15 protein-coding genes are annotated in these 17,150 nt (G+C 44.3%); 5 read left to right on the top strand and 10 right to left on the bottom strand.

The features are described 5' to 3' along the window. Positions 1–5 precede the first annotated feature (5 nt). From U5O15_00380 to U5O15_00350, 7 genes are all read right to left on the bottom strand, one after another. Complete coding sequence (locus U5O15_00380) at positions 6–1,058, bottom strand: hypothetical protein (GenBank protein MDZ7859118.1); 1,053 nt, start codon at positions 1,056–1,058, stop codon at positions 6–8. A 53-nt stretch (positions 1,059–1,111) separates the two neighbouring features. Beyond that, positions 1,112–1,972, bottom strand: coding sequence for a DUF58 domain-containing protein (locus U5O15_00375; GenBank protein MDZ7859117.1), 861 nt, complete (start codon positions 1,970–1,972; stop codon positions 1,112–1,114). 87 nt (positions 1,973–2,059) lie between these two features. Further along, the gene (locus U5O15_00370) at positions 2,060–3,049 is read right to left on the bottom strand and encodes a MoxR family ATPase (protein MDZ7859116.1); all 990 of its coding nucleotides are present in this window, start codon (positions 3,047–3,049) and stop codon (positions 2,060–2,062) included. A gap of 210 nt (positions 3,050–3,259) precedes the next feature. Next, positions 3,260–3,415, bottom strand: coding sequence for a hypothetical protein (locus tag U5O15_00365; GenBank protein MDZ7859115.1), 156 nt, complete (start codon positions 3,413–3,415; stop codon positions 3,260–3,262). Positions 3,416–3,559: 144 nt separating this feature from the next. Then, positions 3,560–4,921: a reductive dehalogenase domain-containing protein gene (locus tag U5O15_00360; protein ID MDZ7859114.1), complete on the bottom strand. Its 1,362-nt coding sequence runs from the start codon at positions 4,919–4,921 to the stop codon at positions 3,560–3,562. Between the two features lie 42 nt (positions 4,922–4,963). Continuing rightward, positions 4,964–5,839, bottom strand: coding sequence for a DMT family transporter (locus U5O15_00355; protein MDZ7859113.1), 876 nt, complete (start codon positions 5,837–5,839; stop codon positions 4,964–4,966). Between the two features lie 83 nt (positions 5,840–5,922). Then, positions 5,923–8,091, bottom strand: coding sequence for a S46 family peptidase (locus U5O15_00350; protein ID MDZ7859112.1), 2,169 nt, complete (start codon positions 8,089–8,091; stop codon positions 5,923–5,925). A 335-nt stretch (positions 8,092–8,426) separates the two neighbouring features. On the opposite strand from U5O15_00350, the gene U5O15_00345 reads away from it, so the two are divergent. The 5 genes from U5O15_00345 to U5O15_00325 all read left to right on the top strand — a co-directional run bounded on the left by U5O15_00345 (position 8,427) and on the right by U5O15_00325 (position 12,813). After that, the gene (locus U5O15_00345) at positions 8,427–8,639 is read left to right on the top strand and encodes a hypothetical protein (protein MDZ7859111.1); all 213 of its coding nucleotides are present in this window, start codon (positions 8,427–8,429) and stop codon (positions 8,637–8,639) included. A gap of 229 nt (positions 8,640–8,868) precedes the next feature. Further along, positions 8,869–9,480, top strand: a complete 612-nt coding sequence (locus tag U5O15_00340) for a DUF4405 domain-containing protein (GenBank protein MDZ7859110.1) — start codon at positions 8,869–8,871, stop codon at positions 9,478–9,480. Positions 9,481–9,501: 21 nt separating this feature from the next. After that, a complete protein-coding gene (locus tag U5O15_00335; GenBank protein MDZ7859109.1) occupies positions 9,502–10,593 on the top strand; it encodes a DUF362 domain-containing protein in 1,092 nt (363 codons plus the stop codon). 30 nt (positions 10,594–10,623) lie between these two features. Continuing rightward, positions 10,624–11,184, top strand: coding sequence for a flavin reductase family protein (locus U5O15_00330; GenBank protein MDZ7859108.1), 561 nt, complete (start codon positions 10,624–10,626; stop codon positions 11,182–11,184). A gap of 243 nt (positions 11,185–11,427) precedes the next feature. After that, entirely contained in the window at positions 11,428–12,813 is a 1,386-nt protein-coding gene (locus U5O15_00325) for a YfcC family protein (protein MDZ7859107.1), read from the top strand. Positions 12,814–12,922: 109 nt separating this feature from the next. Here the strand turns inward: U5O15_00325 and U5O15_00320 are convergent, their stop codons facing one another. The 3 genes from U5O15_00320 to U5O15_00310 all read right to left on the bottom strand — a co-directional run bounded on the left by U5O15_00320 (position 12,923) and on the right by U5O15_00310 (position 17,134). After that, entirely contained in the window at positions 12,923–13,885 is a 963-nt protein-coding gene (locus U5O15_00320; GenBank protein MDZ7859106.1) for an asparagine synthase-related protein, read from the bottom strand. Positions 13,886–14,173: 288 nt separating this feature from the next. Continuing rightward, positions 14,174–15,298, bottom strand: a complete 1,125-nt coding sequence (locus tag U5O15_00315) for a DUF4388 domain-containing protein (GenBank protein MDZ7859105.1) — start codon at positions 15,296–15,298, stop codon at positions 14,174–14,176. 18 nt (positions 15,299–15,316) lie between these two features. Beyond that, positions 15,317–17,134: a tetratricopeptide repeat protein gene (locus U5O15_00310; protein MDZ7859104.1), complete on the bottom strand. Its 1,818-nt coding sequence runs from the start codon at positions 17,132–17,134 to the stop codon at positions 15,317–15,319. Between the last annotated feature and the right edge of the window lie 16 nt (positions 17,135–17,150).

Genomic DNA, 17,150 nt, shown 5'->3' with positions numbered 1-17,150 from the left:
TGTTCTTACTCTGAACTGTCCATTTTTGAATTGTGTATTACAGCATCGTACTTATTCATCAATTCTTCTATAAGTTCCCTCTGAACATCACCCTCCTCGCGGGCTCTCACCTTCGAGTAGACCTCTTGTCTGCTCTGATCAAATGACCTTCGGCCGCCTTCGTCATCAACAAACTCCTCCCGGTGATCTTCGTAATAATCGCGAAGGTCCTCTTCGCCAATAGAAATCTCCGAGCTGTATTTCCTGCTAAGGTATTTCCGCACCAGCAATCTTCTCTCATTCCTGCGCGACATCTCTTTATATTCGGGGTCTTCATACAGCTTCTCCTCCATCGCCCTGCGATAGATGAGCTCCTCCGCGATATAGCTGCGAAGCCACTGCATTCTGTTCTTCCCCTCAAGAACGCTGCTGAGCATCTCCTCTTTTTGCTTGTTTTTCTGTTCTTCTGAAAGGCCGGGGCCGACGCCGCTTAAAACAGCTTCTACTTCATTCTCGATCAGACTTTCCATTTTAGTTTTTGTTATTTTCCAGTTTCCTATTTCAGCCACAACCTCTTTTTCCTTTTCCGCGCTTTGAGAAACGGAGGTTTTCTCACGCAGTTCATCATTGAGCGCCGCGAACATACCGAGCCTTTCGAGACATTCTGTAGTCCTTCTCGAAAGTTCTGATTTAAAGTCAAAACTTCCAAACATTTCCGAATGATAATAGGCCTCGAGAGCCCTCTTATAATCGTCGTCTCTCTGGTATATTTTTCCTATTCTGTACCATACGGACGCCCTTTCTTCTCTGTCCGCTCCGGACAAGGCTAAATACTCCTTCCACGTCCGGGCCGCGGGCTGAAGCAGATTTTGCCGTTCCAGCTTAAGGGCCAGTTCCTCGAGCCTGTCAGCGCTGAGATTGTTCCCGCCTGAAAAAGTTCCGCCGCTACCAGAAAGAAAAAGAGCCAGATTTATACCTGCAAACAGAACGGCAGCAATCAGGAGAAAATATACTAATCGCGCGTTTACTCCCTTCTCTCTTTTGCCGCGATCAAGTGTTAGATTTAATTTCTCATTCATACGAGCTCCGTTCTCTTTAAATCCATGCCTTTGAAAACCATATAGTCAAAGGGTCAATACCGCTTTTCTCTCATTCTGAAGAACCTTACAAGTTCTGGGATATAATTTCTGCCGTTGGTGATCTCTATATGATCTATACGCATAGAAGCGAAGAGCTTCTTGAATTTCCTGGACTGCTCTCTGCCGAAATGTTCATAATTCTTTCTCACACCGGCGCTCGAAGTGTCCACCAGAACTATCTCTCCGGTTTCGGCGTCTTCAAGCTCTACAAGCCCGGCGTCAGGAAGAACAACTTCCCTCGGATCAACAATCGTCGCCGCTATTAAATCGTGTTTCTTGCCAATTATACTCATCCGTTTTTCAAATCCTTCCGAGATAAAATCGGAAACAAGAAAAACGACAGCTTTTTTAGTGGCAACCTTTCCAAAGAAATCCAGGGCTCCAGTTATATCCGTCTTTGCCTTTCGCGGCTTGAAACTAAGGAGTTCCCTGATAACCCTGAGAACATGCTTTGTTCCCTTCTTAGGGGGAATATATTTCTCGACGTGGTCTGTAAAGAGAATCAGCCCGACCTTGTCATTATTCTTTACGGCGGAGAAAGCGAGCAGGGCGCAGAGTTCCGCCGCGACTTCATTTTTAAGTTTGTTTACGCTGCCGAATTTGCCAGAAGCGGAAAGATCCACAATAAACATGACCGAAAGTTCTCTTTCCTCAACATACCTCTTTACGTGAGGAACTCCCGTACGAGCCGTCACATTCCAGTCTATAGAACGGACATCGTCGCCGGGAAGATATTCTCTTACTTCATCAAACTCCATTCCCCGGCCTTTAAAAACACTCCCGTATTCACCCGCGAGTATTTCATTAACAACCCTGGTTGTAGTTATCTGAAGGGCCCTTATCTTTTTCGACAACTCTTTCGTAATCATGGTATTGATTCGCTTTTAAGCTCTACCGGCAACCGGCACGCAAATAAATTCAGCGTGACAACGTATACCGGTTTAAGGGACGGGAACATTATCAAAGATCAAACTTACAATGTCCTCCGGGACTTTCTCTTCAGCTTCAGCTTCATAAGTAATTATCACTCTGTGTCTTAAAACATCCATGCCTATTGACTTCACGTCCTGCGGAGTAACATACCCCCTTCCGCGAAGAAACGCGTGCGCTCTCGAAGCCATAGCAAGAAACAGAGTGGCGCGAGGAGAAGCTCCGTACTGAATCAGATCGCTTATTTTGAGACCGTACTCCTCGGGATTTCTCGTCGCCTGGACTATATCCAGGATATAATCTTCGATCTTTTCATCCATATAAATCTCGTCATTTAATTTCCTGAGTCTCTTTATATCGGAAGGTTCGATAACCGCGTCAACATCTGTGTCAGGCGATGAGCCGGCCATCTTCCTTAAAATCTCTTTCTCCTGTTTTCTATTGGGATAACTGACTTTCAATTTCAGCATAAACCTGTCCACTTGAGCTTCCGGAAGGGGATACGTGCCCTCCTGCTCGATCGGGTTTTGTGTGGCAAGTACCATAAAGGGGTCGTCAAGCAGGTGGCTTTCGCTCCCTATAGTGATATGTCTTTCCTGCATAGCTTCCAAAAGGGCGCTCTGCACTTTCGCCGGCGCTCGGTTTATCTCATCCGCGAGTATGATATTAGCGAAAATAGGTCCTTTTTTAGTTGTAAATTCACCTGACTGCGGATTGTATATGAGAGTTCCGAGCAGATCCGCCGGAAGGAGATCAGGAGTAAACTGTATCCTCTGAAAAGAGGCGTGAATCGTTCTTGAAAGAGTAGTGACAGCGAGCGTTTTCGCGAGCCCCGGCACACCTTCGATAAGAACGTGATTATTACACAAAAGCCCTATCATCAGACGGTCGATCAGATACTCCTGGCCTACAATGACTCTGGAAAATTCAGTTCTGATCCTTTCTAAAACAGCGCTTTCCTTCTTAACCTTTTCCCCGATCTGCTTAACGTCAATCGCCATAATCATCTTCTCCCGGTAAAATCCATTTTCTACAACTAAAACTTCCTGCTCGCAAATAAACTCAGGCCTTCCGAAACCTGAAAGCCTGATTGCAAATGCCGCATTAAGTATTATATACAATATTAAAATTCAAGTTCCAATTTCAAGAATATTCTGTGTTGGAGTTTCCCCAATTTTTTACATTCCTTTGTATATCCGGCTATTGGCATTTCAAAACCCTCTCGGAAGACGAGCGGGCATGGTTTTCTGGCCCGAAGGGGCAGAAAGAGCGAGTCTGAGAGCGGGAGACGCTATTTCCTCGCAGGGGAAATAGACGGCGTTTTTGACAATACCAATAGCCGGATAGAAACTAAATATCAATTCCACTTATCATTATGGGTAATTACTTGATAGTTATGCCATTACTAAAGTATTGCCCTGATTTCGAGGAATGTCCTGTGTTCTGTGCGTGGAATTTCTTCGATTTTTATAAACCGACAAGGTGGCGGGAGATTCGTAACAGTATGCTGATTATCTGCTGAGAAATATTTTATCCGGATTCTTCTTCGGCTTTTTCTTTTTCCGCCCGTACATCAAATCATCAAAAAAGAGCGCGATTCTCTGGTTCAATATATTACGCGATATATAAAAACGAACCAGCCTGTGCATAAAATTGTCAGGTTTTGAATACGGACAAACTGCGAGGCAGATTCCGCAGTCAGAACCGATTTTTCTCCAGTAAGAAAAGCACTTTTCCTGATCAATTGACCAGTGCTTAAACCCCCTGCTCTCCGGCTCACTCCCCCCGCTTATAGATCCGGTAGGACAATTATCAGAGCACTTTTTGCAGATTTTACAGAAACTCTCGATATGAAAATTCTTCCTTCGCGACTCCGGCAGTTCCAGTTCGGTAGTTACTACCGCGAGTCTTACACTTGGCCCATACCTTTTATGAACAAGCAGACCGAGTCTCCCCAATTCGCCCAGCCCCGCGTCAACCGCGAGCGGAACGCACAGGGTCTCATAATTCGCGTCATTATGCGCCCTGGCCTGGTATCCAAATTCGCGGATATAACCGGCAACCAAATTCGATATCTTTGCAACTTCCACATATTTTCGGGCGGATTCCTGAATCACCGCGTTGGAAGGCGCTTTTTTAAACATCTCGACATTCATTGGCGCGACAATTACTATAGCCGTTTTATGCGTATTTGTTATCTCTTCTCCCCAGCCGTCCGCGTGCCGACCTTTATGACTATAGAGATGATACCCCTTAAGGGACGTAAATCCCACGTCGGAAGCGCCGTAGAACTCTGCTATTTCAGTTATCGCTTTAGTAAATTTCTTTTTATCTATCTTCTTTTTCTCTTGTGCCGGCACACCCCTTGAAGCGGGAATTGTTTTCTCGAGATACTCAAAAGCGGCAATAAAACACGGGGTCGAGTAATAATCAAAATATGTATGCTTACTGGACCCAAAACCGGGCTTGCCGCGGATTTCCCCGTCTATCTCCTTTAAACGAGGTTTATCTTTATAGTATTCTTTCATCAGATGAGGATGATTCCACAAATTACTTCTTGAAAACATGTTGTCGCGTTCATCGTAGCTAACCGCCCGTGAGATATCTCTTTCTTCACCGGATCCGGGGAAAAATCCCAAGAGGGAAACAATCCCGAAAACCGCCAGGAAGGCGAGCCCCGCGGCATTGAACACCCCGATCCATCCAATATCTGAAAATTGATCTAAAAGCAACCAGAGAAGGATGCCGGATATTAAAAACGCGACGCTTAAGAGAGCGGCTCTGAATTCTTTCTCGACGAGAGAAGTAACTCCGAGAGAGAAGAAGAATAATCCTACACCAGCCATTGCGATGAGATTCAGTATCTCAATCATTATACGCCTCCAGGAAGCATATCTGACATAAACTGTGATCAGTTAACCAAAACTCACAAGCAGTATACCGGCAAATGCCAGTACCACCGAGACAAATTTGCGCTTTGTAAAAGGTTCATCCAGAAATATGGCCGCGAAGATGATTACATATATCGTGCTGGTCTGATTGAGTATCGCTGCTGTTCCCGCTTTGGTATATTTCATTCCACCCAACCAGAAAATAAGAGCCAGATACGATCCGAGAATTGTTCCGGGGAGAGAAAATTTCCAGCTCGCCGAAGGTTTGAAAACGGAAAAGTATTTCTTCCTCTTCCCTGAAATAAGAGCCGCAGGAATAAGAACAAACAGACTTCCCAGTTGCCTGACCGCGGTTGCCCATATGAGCGATGACCTTGAAAGCACCGGTTTTGCTATTACAACTCCGAATCCGAGTGTCACCATGGCTCCCACTCCCCAGAGGAGTCCAATTATCAACTCCCGCCTGGATTTTCCCGGAGGCGGCTTATGCCTGGAAGAAACAAATATGGCCGTAAAGACAAGAAACATTCCCGCAAATTGAGGAATTCCTATTCCTTCCCCCAGAAGCAGAAAGGCAAATAATATAACTGAGGGGGAATAGAAACAATCCATAATGGCCATAAGCCCGGCGCCGATTTCATTAAGAGCGTGATGAAACATAGTGTCAGATACCGCGATAGCTATAACACCGCTGGCAAAGAGAATCAGATAATCTTGGGGAGGAGCGTTGTTCCATATCTTTTCTCCCGTGATCTTAACGGTAAGAACAAGAAGAAAACTTGTCACACCCACACGGAATAGAGTAAGAGCGAACGGGGACACGCTCTCTCCCGACCTTTTGAAGCATATTACGGCAAGTCCCCATATTAAAGCGCATAATAACGCGAAGAATTCCCCCATTTATGCTTTCCTTTGTAAAAAAACCGGCGGAAGAGCGTCCTCTCCCGCCAGTAACATTCATTAATTATAATGTACTTGCGGCATTAGTGTATCGTTAGCTCCTCAAGAAGTTTATCCGCTCCACTGTACCTGTCGAGAATGAAAAGAATGTAACGTGAATCCACACTTATACATCTTGTCAGATCCTCGTCAAAAAGGTAATCGGCGGATATACTTTCGTAATTTCCGTCAAAAGCCGCGCCTATTAATTCTCCCTTACCGTTCATTATGGGGCTTCCGGAGTTTCCTCCCGTTATATCACAGGTTGAAAGGAAATCAACGGGCACATCCCCGAGTGATTCGTCCTCATACTTTCCGTAATCCCCCGCCTTGCTGATCTCGCGCAGTTTCTCCGGACAGTCAAAGGGCGCTTCCCCGGTATGTTTTTCAACAACACCGCTGAGGGAAGTAACGTAACCGTAATTAATATCTTCTGAGGGTGAATATCCCCTTACAGTTCCAAAGGTAAGGCGAATCGTGCTGTTCGCGTCCGGATAGGAAGCTCCGCCCTTGAACTTTCTGTATGCTTTTATCAACCTAGGTCTCAGAGTTGATATCTCACCGCTGAATTTCTTGCCGCGCTTTTCCATCTCCCTTCTTTCAGGGGCAAGGCTCAGCGCCAACCTGATGAAGGGATCTTCAGACTCTAAAACTTCCCGGCGTGAGAGTTCAAAAACACGCAGCCTTTCATTTACTTTACCGAGATCGGTTTTCTCGTAGAGCTTTTCTACAGCGTCATTAATCCTGCTTTCAGGATCACTGCCGTCCGCTGCCGCCAGTAAACTGTCGAATGCCTCTACTCTCTGCTCTTCGGGAAGCTCCCGGGATTTTGCCAGAAAATACTTAAGAACCTTTTTATCCACACCTTCATCATAACTCATCTGGATGGTTCTGAGACCGGTTTTAAGTTTTGTGGTATCCCTCTCCATATATCCGGGATCTCTCTCCAGGTCATCCTTGGTTTTTTCCTCACTCCATCTTACAAGTATGTTGGCGGCCCTGAGCATCTGACACCCGAAACTGGCAAGTCCCATGACAAAACTCTTTTCACGGTAAGTTTCCTGTTCCTTGTAAAGAGACTCTATGGATGGGAGAAGATCGCCGTATTTCTTTTTCATTTTCTTGTTCCCGTTCAGCCATTCCTTGAACTGCTTTTCTTCCTTAACCTTCAAGTCAAGAAGGCCGGCTTTTTTGAAACCCTCCAGCATACCCTTGTAATTCTTCATCGCGTTATTCAGCATCTGATCAAAGGAAGCCACTTTTATAGCCGCGGCGGGTTTTTCCTTCGCCGCTTTCTTGAATAGATCTATCATTTCGCCGAAGACTTTTATCCTTAGAGGATAGCTCCAGTTCTGATTGGACCCCACCGAATATGATGAACGGTAACGCATCGTACTTCCGGGAAAACCTATTATCATCGTATAGTCATCCTTCTCGTACCCCTCTGTTGAAATAGTAAGATGAACGTCGGGCTCGAAAGGAACATTCTCCTCGGAATATTCCGCGGAACTTCCGTCAGGAGCGACATAAGCCCTGAAGAACGAGAAATCACCCGTGTGCCTGGGCCACATCCAGTTATCAATATCGCCTCCGTAATTCCCGATCGATTTCGGAGGAGCATAAACGATCCTTACATCCTTCATGGTAAAATAGGTAAAGAGTTTATAGAGCATTCCTCCGTAGAAACTCGAAACTCGGCACTTTACGTCTTTTCCTTCTTCAGCTTTCTTGACAAGCGCTTTTGTCTTGTTTTCGATAGCTTCGTACCTTTCAACACCTTCAAGCCCCTTCGCCGCGCCGAGCACTTCATCGGATACATCTTCAATAGAAAGCAGAACGGACGCCCTATAACCGGGGGCTTTGATTTCTCTGTCGTATGAATCCGCGTAAAAACCTTTTTCTATGAAATTGCTCTCCGTTGAACTCGACCTCTGAAGAGCCGCAAAAGCCACATGATGATTGGTTAGAATCAATCCCTTGCCGGAAACAAATGAACCGGTTCCTCCGCCAAGATCGACTATAGCGGAAGCAATTCCACCACCTTCAGGCATATAGATTTCATCCCGCGAAAGCTCAAGACCCAGATCTTTCATCTGCTCGAAGAGATTATCGCCTATTTTATCGAGCTGCCACATACCTTCTTCGGCTGAGACAGGGAAAGCGGCAAGAAGAACAAAAAGCGCCAATACAGATACAACCGCTTTAAACCTCATCAAAACCTCCTTCTCTATAAGATTGTTACTACTGTTTGTTACTCTTCTGATTTAGGATGAAAATATAACAAAAAAGGATAAATCGGAAAAGCACTCATTTATCGGTTATTTTACAGATTTAAAGTTTCCCTGTCACTGCATGGACGCAGCGCTGACCTTTCCTCGAGCTGATCTGACGCGACCTTTTAACTCAGCTGGAGAATGAGAGGAGACTGATTATCGACATCGAATTAAAAATATTGGAGGAACTCCAAATTAACAAGCAGGACATTCCTCGAAATCAGGGCAATATTTTAGTAATGGCATAACTATCAAGTAATTACCCATAATGATAAGTGGAATTGATATTTAGTTTCTATCCGGCTATTGGTATTTCAAAACCCTCTCGGAAGACGAGCGGGCATGGTTTTCTGGCCCGAAGGGGCAGAAAGAGCGAGTCTGAGAGCGGGAGACGCTATTTCCTCGCAGGGGAAATAGACGGCGTTTTTGACAATACCAATAGCCGGATATACAAAGAACATGTAAAAATTGGGGGAACTCCAAATTAACAAGACGTTGACTCGCCGACTTTTTACTCTTATAATTCCTATGATGATTTTTAGGTCCGTTTGCGGATGAGATGAAATTATTCTTCCATCCAGCCAAATTGCGAATAGCATTTGCCGGAATCTTATATGTTCCTTACGAAGCCTGAGAGAAGTGACCTATTACTGATGAGGAAATTTTCTCTGATATCTGGTAACCCCCGATTTTACTTATACACAAAAGGTTCTGAGTATGAAACAGCCTCTTACACATCTATATAAAACCGGGAATATATTAATACCCGTTTTTATACTTTTTATTTTAATAATTAACGGGCCGTTGAACGGAACTGAATGGAATAATTGTCCATTTGGGAGGAAAAACGAACCCTTTCCCGGAACATGTTGTAAATACATCGATACAGACAACGACAGCATCTGTGATTTGTCACAAATCCCGCCGGAAGATAGAATAACCGCAAATGACGTTCAGAATAACGCTGACACTCAAGAGGAAACGAAAGAAGTGATAAATTATTATTTTATCCCCATAGCTCTGACTTTGACTTTAATTTATTTTATCACTCTGTCTCTCGAAAATAAGGGAAAAATCAAACGGTCAAAACACAGAAAGATCTGGAATATTCTCTTATTAATCACTTTCCTTGTATCCGGTATTACTGGCGCTGTTCTGGCTATTCTGGTAAGCTACGGAATTACATTCTCGTTCTATTACGATTTGTTGTTCTGGCACGTTGAGTTTGGCATTGCAATGTTTGTAATTTCCCTGTTTCATATAATATGGCACTGGAAATATTTTATACACCTTAAGGGAAGGGACAAAATGTTATCTTTCATTCTTTGATTTTATTGCGGGAGGCAAATTATGGGTAATAAGATCACTCGTCGGGAATTCATCGCGGCAACCGGTTCTTTCGCGCTCGCGCTGTCATATCCCGAAATCATCTTTGGCCGGAAAAAAGCAAGATCTAATGTATTCTTCAGCAAAAAAAGTTCACCTGAAGGCGTTTTAGAGGTTTTCGACAAAATTGAAGAACACGTAAAGGGGAAAGTCGCGATCAAGGTTCACTTTGGCGAAGAAGGAAACAAGAATTACATCGAACCACACATGCTAAAACCCCTCGCTCAAAAACTAGACGCCACCTTGATAGAAACGAGTGTGTTATATGTCAGCAAATGGCGGAATGACAAAGAAAGCCATATCCAGCTGGCAAAAAATCACGGATTTGATTTCGCGCCCATAGACATCATTGACGCCGAAGGCGACAAGGAAATTCCCGTTGACGGCAAACACTACAAAAAGATTATTACGGGCAGCCATATTGATAATTACGACACCATCGTATTTTTCACGCACTTCAAAGGTCACGGCATGTCGGGTTTCGGCGGCGCTATCAAAAACGCGTCAATGGGCATGGGATCTGTAGCCGGAAAAATGGCAATGCACGCTTCTACAATCCCAAAATATGATCCGTCAAAATGTATCCAGTGCGGGGCATGCGTTAATAATTGTCCGGGCGGAGCAATCACAATCGAACCCCTCAAAATCGATCCCGAAAAGTGCATCGGATGCGGCAGCTGTCTTACTATCTGCCCCGTAGGGGCTTTTGATGTACCCTGGGGCAGCACAAAAAACAACGTTTTCATGGAGCGGTTATGTGAATATGCCAAGGGTATTTGCGAAGCTAAGAACGCGGTATTTATAAATGTGGCGGCTAATATTTCCAAGGATTGTGATTGTGCCGGATGGGCAAAAAAACCCTTCATGGAGGATGTAGGTGTTCTGGCATCCACGGACATTGTGGCTGTCGAAAAAGCCAGCTTGGATATGGTAAATAAGGCATACGGCTCTGAAGATACGTTTCTAAAGGTAAATTCTGTGAGCGGTAATCATCAGATCAATTATGCCAGTGAGATAAAAATGGGGAATATTAACTACGATTTAAAAAATGTTTGACAGTGACTTCCACGGAAGGAGATCTACTAAATGTCAGGCGGCAAATACATTGAAACGGCTAATCCTCACAGACTGCTGACTCCCGGGTCAGTTCTTCTTATCACAGCCGGAGACGGAAAAGAGGATAATATCTTCTCTGTAGCCTGGAACATGCCCCTCAGGAAAAAACCTCCCATGGTCGCTATACTCAGTGGAAAAGGCCATTACACATACGGCTTCATAAAAAAGACAGGGGAATTCGGTATCAACATACCGGATATTGGACTGGCAGAGTCGGTTATCTACTGCGGCAAGAACAGCGGAAGGGATGTGCGGGACAAATTCAAAGAAGCCGGACTCAGCAGAGTTGAAGCAAAAGAGATTTCAGCGCCCATGGTGGCCGAAGCCGCGGCCAGGATAGAATGCAGAATCTCACAGGTCGTCGATATGGGATACAGCTCCCTTCTGATAGCGGATATACTCCGGGCCCAGGTACGGGAAGATGCCTACTCAAACGGAAAATGGGATTTCAGCGGCCGGCTCGAACTGATTCACCATATCGGGGGAGCTGAATTCGCCGTCAGCGGAAGATCTATTGAAACTCCTGAATAGGCGCCCCGCGATAAAAAGATTATTTCAGCCGCATAAAAAGCATATTCATTTAGATCCTTCGCAATATTTATTTAATATTATGAAGGAACGAAATGGTTTCAGGAAAAAATATCTGACAGCTCTTTTGAATTTTACACTCTCAGGGATAAAATTATATTCCCCCCGGATTTGTTTTTAAGCTTTTATGATATTAGGTTATTATCACATGGTACTTAAAACTCGAATATTTTTCGGGAGAAATAGATGAAAAAAATACCGAATGTTTTTGTGATAGTCTTTACCCTGATTGTTATCTCAGCGGCATTGACCTGGGTCCTGCCCGGCGGAGAATACGACAGGATGGAAAAGGAAGTAAAAGGTGTGAAGCGGACGGTTATCGTGGAGGATACTTTCAGAAAAACAGAATCGGATCCGCAGGGACTTGAAATATTTACCGCCCCGATAAAAGGATTCCTGAAACTCAGTGAGATAATCGCCTTCATATTTATAGTCGGAGGCGCTTTCTATATGCTCAATGAAACCGGATCGATTACCGCCGGAATCGGGAAACTCGTAAACGCGCTCAAGGGCAGGGAATTTCTCGTTATTCCGATTGTTATGACTATTTTCTCCCTTTTCGGAGCCGTGTTCGGTATGTGCGAGGAGGCAATGCCTTTTGTTCTGATCTTCGTTCCTCTCGCTATAAGTCTCGGTTACGATTCCATAGTGGGGGTCTGTTTGACATTTCTAGCCGCGGGAGTGGGGTTCGCCGGAGCTTTCATTAATCCTTTCACCCTTCAGATCGCCCAGGGCCTTTCCGGAATCAAACCACTTTCCGGAATGGGGTACCGGTTGATTATATGGTTTATCGTTACCGGATTTACTATTGCCTGGGTGATGGTTTACGCGGCAAGGATAAAGAAATCCCCTGAAAAAAGCGTTATGTACGAACTTGACCGGGAAAAACGAAAAGAACTCAAGGAAAAGCAGGAATCGATAAGGGAATTCACCTGGAGGCACAGCGCCTGTCTGCTTATACTGCTTCTCGGCATAATCTTTATGATATTAGGCGTGATTGTTTTTCAGTGGTATATAAAGGAGATAGCCGGATTGTTTCTCGCGATGGGACTCGCAAGCGCTGTTATTTCGGGACAGAGTATGAACAGCATAGCCGATTCATTTATTAAGGGGTGCAAAGATATGGTGTCGGCCGCTCTTGTCGTGGGATTTGTAGGAGGAATCATAGTTATCCTCGAACAGGGCGGTATTATGGACACTATTCTGTACTATATGGCACAGTCAGTCTCGGGATTACCCAGAATGGCGGCTGCCGATTTTCAGTATATAATCCAGCTCGCCTTCAATTTCTTTATACCGAGCGGTTCGACCAAGGCGGCTCTTACGATGCCTGTTATGGCTCCGCTGGCGGATCTCTCGGGGATAACAAGACAGACCGCCATCCTTGCCTATCAACTGGGAGACGGATTCACAAACATGATAATTCCCACATCGGGCGTAACTGTCGGAACTCTGGCTATGGCGAAGATTCCATACGAGAAGTGGTTCAGGTGGAATTTTCTCATGCAGATATGCTTCTTTATTATATCCCTTCTTCTTCTGGTATGGCCTGTTCTTTCCGGCTGGAATTGATTTTCAAGGGGGCGCATTTCTTTCCGCCGCGGCGATAGAGTTTACTCGTTGCCCAATAAGTTTACCCTGAGAACGATATCAGGGTTTTTAAGCTCCGCCGCCCCTTTCGTCAGATCGCCTCGATAGTGGAAGGAGGTTTAGAAGTTATATTGTATGTAACACTTACAACTCCGGGCACGGAGCGAGTAATCTCTTCGGCCAGCTTTTCAAGAGTTTCGAAGTGCAGCCATGTGGGACTTCCGGTTCGCGCGTCTTTGCTCTCCCAGCAGCGTATCTCAATCTGCTGGCCGAAATCTCTCTCACCGTCTCTCATGCCGGTTACGCGGTCCTGATGAAGAATCGCCATATACTGAAATGCCCCCGTGTCTCTCAGAATCTTTTCAACAACCTTCGTAGCTTTTCTAACCGTTTCAACACGATCCCGCGTTACCTCGCCTATCACGCGCGCCGCAAGCGCGGGTCCGGGGAAAGGTATACGCTCGAAGAGTTCAGCCGGCAGCCCGAGAGCACTTCCCACTTTCCTCACACCGTCCTTGCGAAGCTGAATCAGCGGCTCGATGATTTTATAGCCGAAATCCTCCTGCGGGTCAATTCCCATTTGTTTGCAAACGTTATGCTGTCTTTTGATTCCGGCCAGAGTCTCGTCTATATCTGTCAAAATGGTACCCTGGAGAAGACATTTGGCACCCGTCTCATCCACTATGCGCCCAAAAACAACTTTGTAGAAAGTCTGAGTTATAACCTCACGCTTCTCCTCGGGATCGGTGACACCTTCAAGCGCTGCTAAAAACTCACTCCTGGCGTCAACTATTTCAACTTTTATTCCTGATTTCTTGAAAAGTCTCGCGACTTGTTCAGATTCCCCTTCCCTCATAAGTCCGTTCTCGATAAAGACGGTTTCCATCCGATCCCCCAGAGCTCTGCTGCCAAGCATGGTAACGGTAGAAGAATCGACGCCGCCTGAAAGAGCGTTGATCGCGATATCATCACCAACAGCATCTCTTATCTCCTTGACCTTATTTATTATAAAATCTTCGGGATCAAGCTCCCGGGCGGAAATTTCCTTAATCATTTTTTTCTCCTTCTTTCATAGTGTCATGTTATTCTTCCGGATGCCGCGTCCGCAGCCGCATATAGTAAACTAAATTCATAGCTTGAGTTTCCCCGAATAAGATAAACAGCTGCAATTCGTATTATACAGCTTTTGGTTATATCGAGTCAATTAATCTTGTTCAGTAAACCCTTATGATATTTAGAGAATTGCCTGCCCCGACTGATCCATCTACAGGATGAGCGTTAAAGAGATGAAAAAGAGTTTATATTTTTACGGTAGGTTACCGCGGAAAGGAAAAGTAGAATGTCAATATTCCGCCATTACTCTCGACCAGTCCCGCGCGACCGAAATCCTGTCTTCAACGAGCTTTATTATTTTTCTGCTTTCCGCTTTTTCCTTTAATTCCTGCCACTCGCTAATAGCTTCTTCAACTTCTCCCAGTTTGGCGTGCAGATATCCTTTTATAAACATCGCTTTCTGGTTATCGGGTCTTTGCTCGCGCGCTTTTTCCAAGAATCTGAGGGATTCACTGAGCATATCCATCTTATAGTATATTTCTCCCAGCATTCTGAGGGCTTCAAAACAATGAGAGTCGATCTGTACTACTTTTTCGTACTCTACCATCGCTTTTTTAAGATCTAATCTGTTGTAGAAGATTCTTCCCTGGCGAAGATGTTTCTCAATTATATCTTCTTTGCTGATATCAGAGCCGGGGCCGTCATTATTTTCAACACCCTCTATTACTCCCATAACAACAAGACCGTATATCAATTTACTGGTTGAAAAAAGATCTTCTCCCACTTCTTCATTAATTTCAAAGACCGAGCGTCCCCCGTCAATTAGAGACAGAATTTCCCATTCTTTGGGTTTTAAATTTAACTGCTGTTTTTCTTTGCCTTCGCAGAATTTAAACACCGTGTGCCTCGACGGCACCTTGCTCTGTATATTTGACCATTCATCTATTCTTCTCGCGCCCTCAAGTATTAGATTTACAGTCTTCAACATAACAAAGCATTCGCGTTTTTCATCTATTTCTTCTTCTATAAAATGGTAATCCCCGTTTTCCCATTTTAATATACTATATACCGCTTCCTTTACTCGCGCGGAAATAAAAGTTTCCAGGTAGTTTCTCGATGAAATCCCTTCGCCGTTCAGACAATCAAGCGGAGAATTATATCTCCCCCACTTATTATCAATCTCAGCCGCGCTGATTTCATCAACAACCCCCCATTCTTTAAGAACAATTTCAATTGATTTAGGGGCTTTATCATAAACGTACGCAAAACAGACGAACCCATTTTTGAATAAAATATGAGCTCCTCTTTCCCTGATAGAATCTGTTATTATCAAACGTCCCGTTTTCTGATTATGATACAGGATCTGAAATAAATCAAATAGCGTGAGCTCACCGATTGACGACTTAATGGCCATAAATTTAATCCCTCAAAACTATTGTTTCATCTTGAAAGCACTAAAGAAATCCTCTTCCTCTTTTTCTCTATTTTGCTGGATTTCCGAGCTTTCCGTTTTATTATTATCTCTATTTTCCTCTGAATTTCTTCCTTCTGCTTCTTTTTTATTATTCTTTTCTTCTTCCAAATCACTTACCCCACTCGATACTATTGACTCGAGGGATTCTCTGATTTTATCGAACCTTCTTTCAATCCCCGAACTGAGGAGTTCGACCAGATTCTCGTCAACATCCTTTATTAAACTGGAATCTATCTTTATAGGTTCGCCTTCTCCCAGACCCGCGTTTGAGAGCGTCAGATAAAACCCCGTATATTCTTCTTTTATCGAGGCTGCTTCGAGAATTGATTTTATAGCACCCGCGAAATCCTCCTCACGGAGCTGTATCAGCCCTTTGAGATAAATCGCGTCGCTGTGACGTTGATCAACGCTCAGGGCGCTCTGAATGTCAAAGAGGGCGGCGGTCATACGATCCATCCTGAAATGAAGGATCGCTCTTTTTTCATAAAGAGCGGCACTCTTACCAACAAAGGCTTCCAGCCTCTGAATAAGATTTTCCACCATCATGTATTCTTCTTTCAGCAAATTACATGTCAGGAAATTATAGTTAAGCTCCAGGTTATATATTTTTAAGTTCAAACCCTTCTTAAACATCCGCTCCGCTTCTTCAATCAAACCAACCTGGTATAAAATGACTCCAAGATTGTTTATCGTATTGACATCTGCCAGGTTAAGTCTGAACGACTGCAGATAACAAGCTGCCGCTTTATCTAATTCCTCTCTTATATGATAGATAGATCCGCAGAAACGGAATGCCTCGGGGTTATCATCGTTTATCTGCAGGGCTTTAAGAAAAACCGGCAGCGCCTCTAAGTATTCTTTCTTTATCATATATAATTTGCCGATTTCCACGTATACCCTATCCTTATCATTCATTTCCTCTACAGCTTTTTTAAACTCTTTCTGGGCTTCAGAATAGTAACCGCGCTCCATGTAGGCTTTACCCAAAGTAAATGACGTACTCTCCAGAGAAGGGATATCATTCTCTTGTTTCCGGGTAGTATCAGCTCCCGCTCCCCTTCTATCATTAAGTGCCAGATTCGCTTCATTGTTCTGAAACGACGGATTCAACTTTGAGGCAATTCTGCTCTCTTCAAGTGCTTCCTGGAAATTACCGATATCACCGTCCGCGAAAGACAAAAGAAAATGGGACCTCCAGTATTCAGGGTCCAGTTTGATCGCGGCCCTAAACTCCATTATCGCTTCATCGGTTCTACCGAGGTTATAGTAAATTTCACCTAAATCAGTATGAAACACAGTGGATTTTTGAACATTCTCTCCGGAGGCGAGATAATGTTCAAGTGCCTGTTGATACAACCCCTGTGATTTAAGGGCGCTTCCAAGATGAATTCGCGCCATATGATAATCCGGATTGCGTTTGACAAAATCTCCCAGAATACGAACCGCTTCACTGAATTTGCCCATATTCTGATAACTGATCCCTAACCTCAAAAGAGCCTGATCATTATCCGGATCTTTTTCGATTTCCTTTTTCCACCGCTCTACGTCCGGGTCTTCCATACCTGTTTCGGAGAAAAGATACTGTAGGTTTTCCTTGGCGAGGTTAAACTTAGAATCAGTTTTGAGCGCTTCTTTGAACTGATTAATAGCCTCGTCGTACATCCCTTTTCTGAAATAGAGAACCCCGAGATTATTCATAGCCCCAGGGTCGTTCTTATCCACTCTGGAGGCAAAACCTTCAAGTACTTCCCGTTCATTATCACTAAGCCCGGACATTCATAATCCTTTCATA

The sequence above is a fragment of the Candidatus Krumholzibacteriota bacterium genome, from assembly GCA_034520215.1.
GTDB lineage: Bacteria > Krumholzibacteriota > Krumholzibacteriia > Krumholzibacteriales > WJIX01 > JAGHBT01.
This window is presented reverse-complemented; position numbering and strand designations above follow the sequence as displayed.

Coding starts and splice junctions, on each gene's coding strand:
- U5O15_00380 (MDZ7859118.1), bottom strand. CDS start 1,058: ATGAATGAGAAATTAAATCTAACACTTGATCGCGGCAAAAGAGAGAAG.
- U5O15_00370 (MDZ7859116.1), bottom strand. CDS start 3,049: ATGGCGATTGACGTTAAGCAGATCGGGGAAAAGGTTAAGAAGGAAAGC.
- U5O15_00360 (MDZ7859114.1), bottom strand. CDS start 4,921: ATGATTGAGATACTGAATCTCATCGCAATGGCTGGTGTAGGATTATTC.
- U5O15_00355 (MDZ7859113.1), bottom strand. CDS start 5,839: ATGGGGGAATTCTTCGCGTTATTATGCGCTTTAATATGGGGACTTGCC.
- U5O15_00350 (MDZ7859112.1), bottom strand. CDS start 8,091: ATGAGGTTTAAAGCGGTTGTATCTGTATTGGCGCTTTTTGTTCTTCTT.
- U5O15_00340 (MDZ7859110.1), top strand. CDS start 8,869: ATGAAACAGCCTCTTACACATCTATATAAAACCGGGAATATATTAATA.
- U5O15_00335 (MDZ7859109.1), top strand. CDS start 9,502: ATGGGTAATAAGATCACTCGTCGGGAATTCATCGCGGCAACCGGTTCT.
- U5O15_00330 (MDZ7859108.1), top strand. CDS start 10,624: ATGTCAGGCGGCAAATACATTGAAACGGCTAATCCTCACAGACTGCTG.
- U5O15_00325 (MDZ7859107.1), top strand. CDS start 11,428: ATGAAAAAAATACCGAATGTTTTTGTGATAGTCTTTACCCTGATTGTT.
- U5O15_00320 (MDZ7859106.1), bottom strand. CDS start 13,885: ATGATTAAGGAAATTTCCGCCCGGGAGCTTGATCCCGAAGATTTTATA.
- U5O15_00315 (MDZ7859105.1), bottom strand. CDS start 15,298: ATGGCCATTAAGTCGTCAATCGGTGAGCTCACGCTATTTGATTTATTT.
- U5O15_00310 (MDZ7859104.1), bottom strand. CDS start 17,134: ATGTCCGGGCTTAGTGATAATGAACGGGAAGTACTTGAAGGTTTTGCC.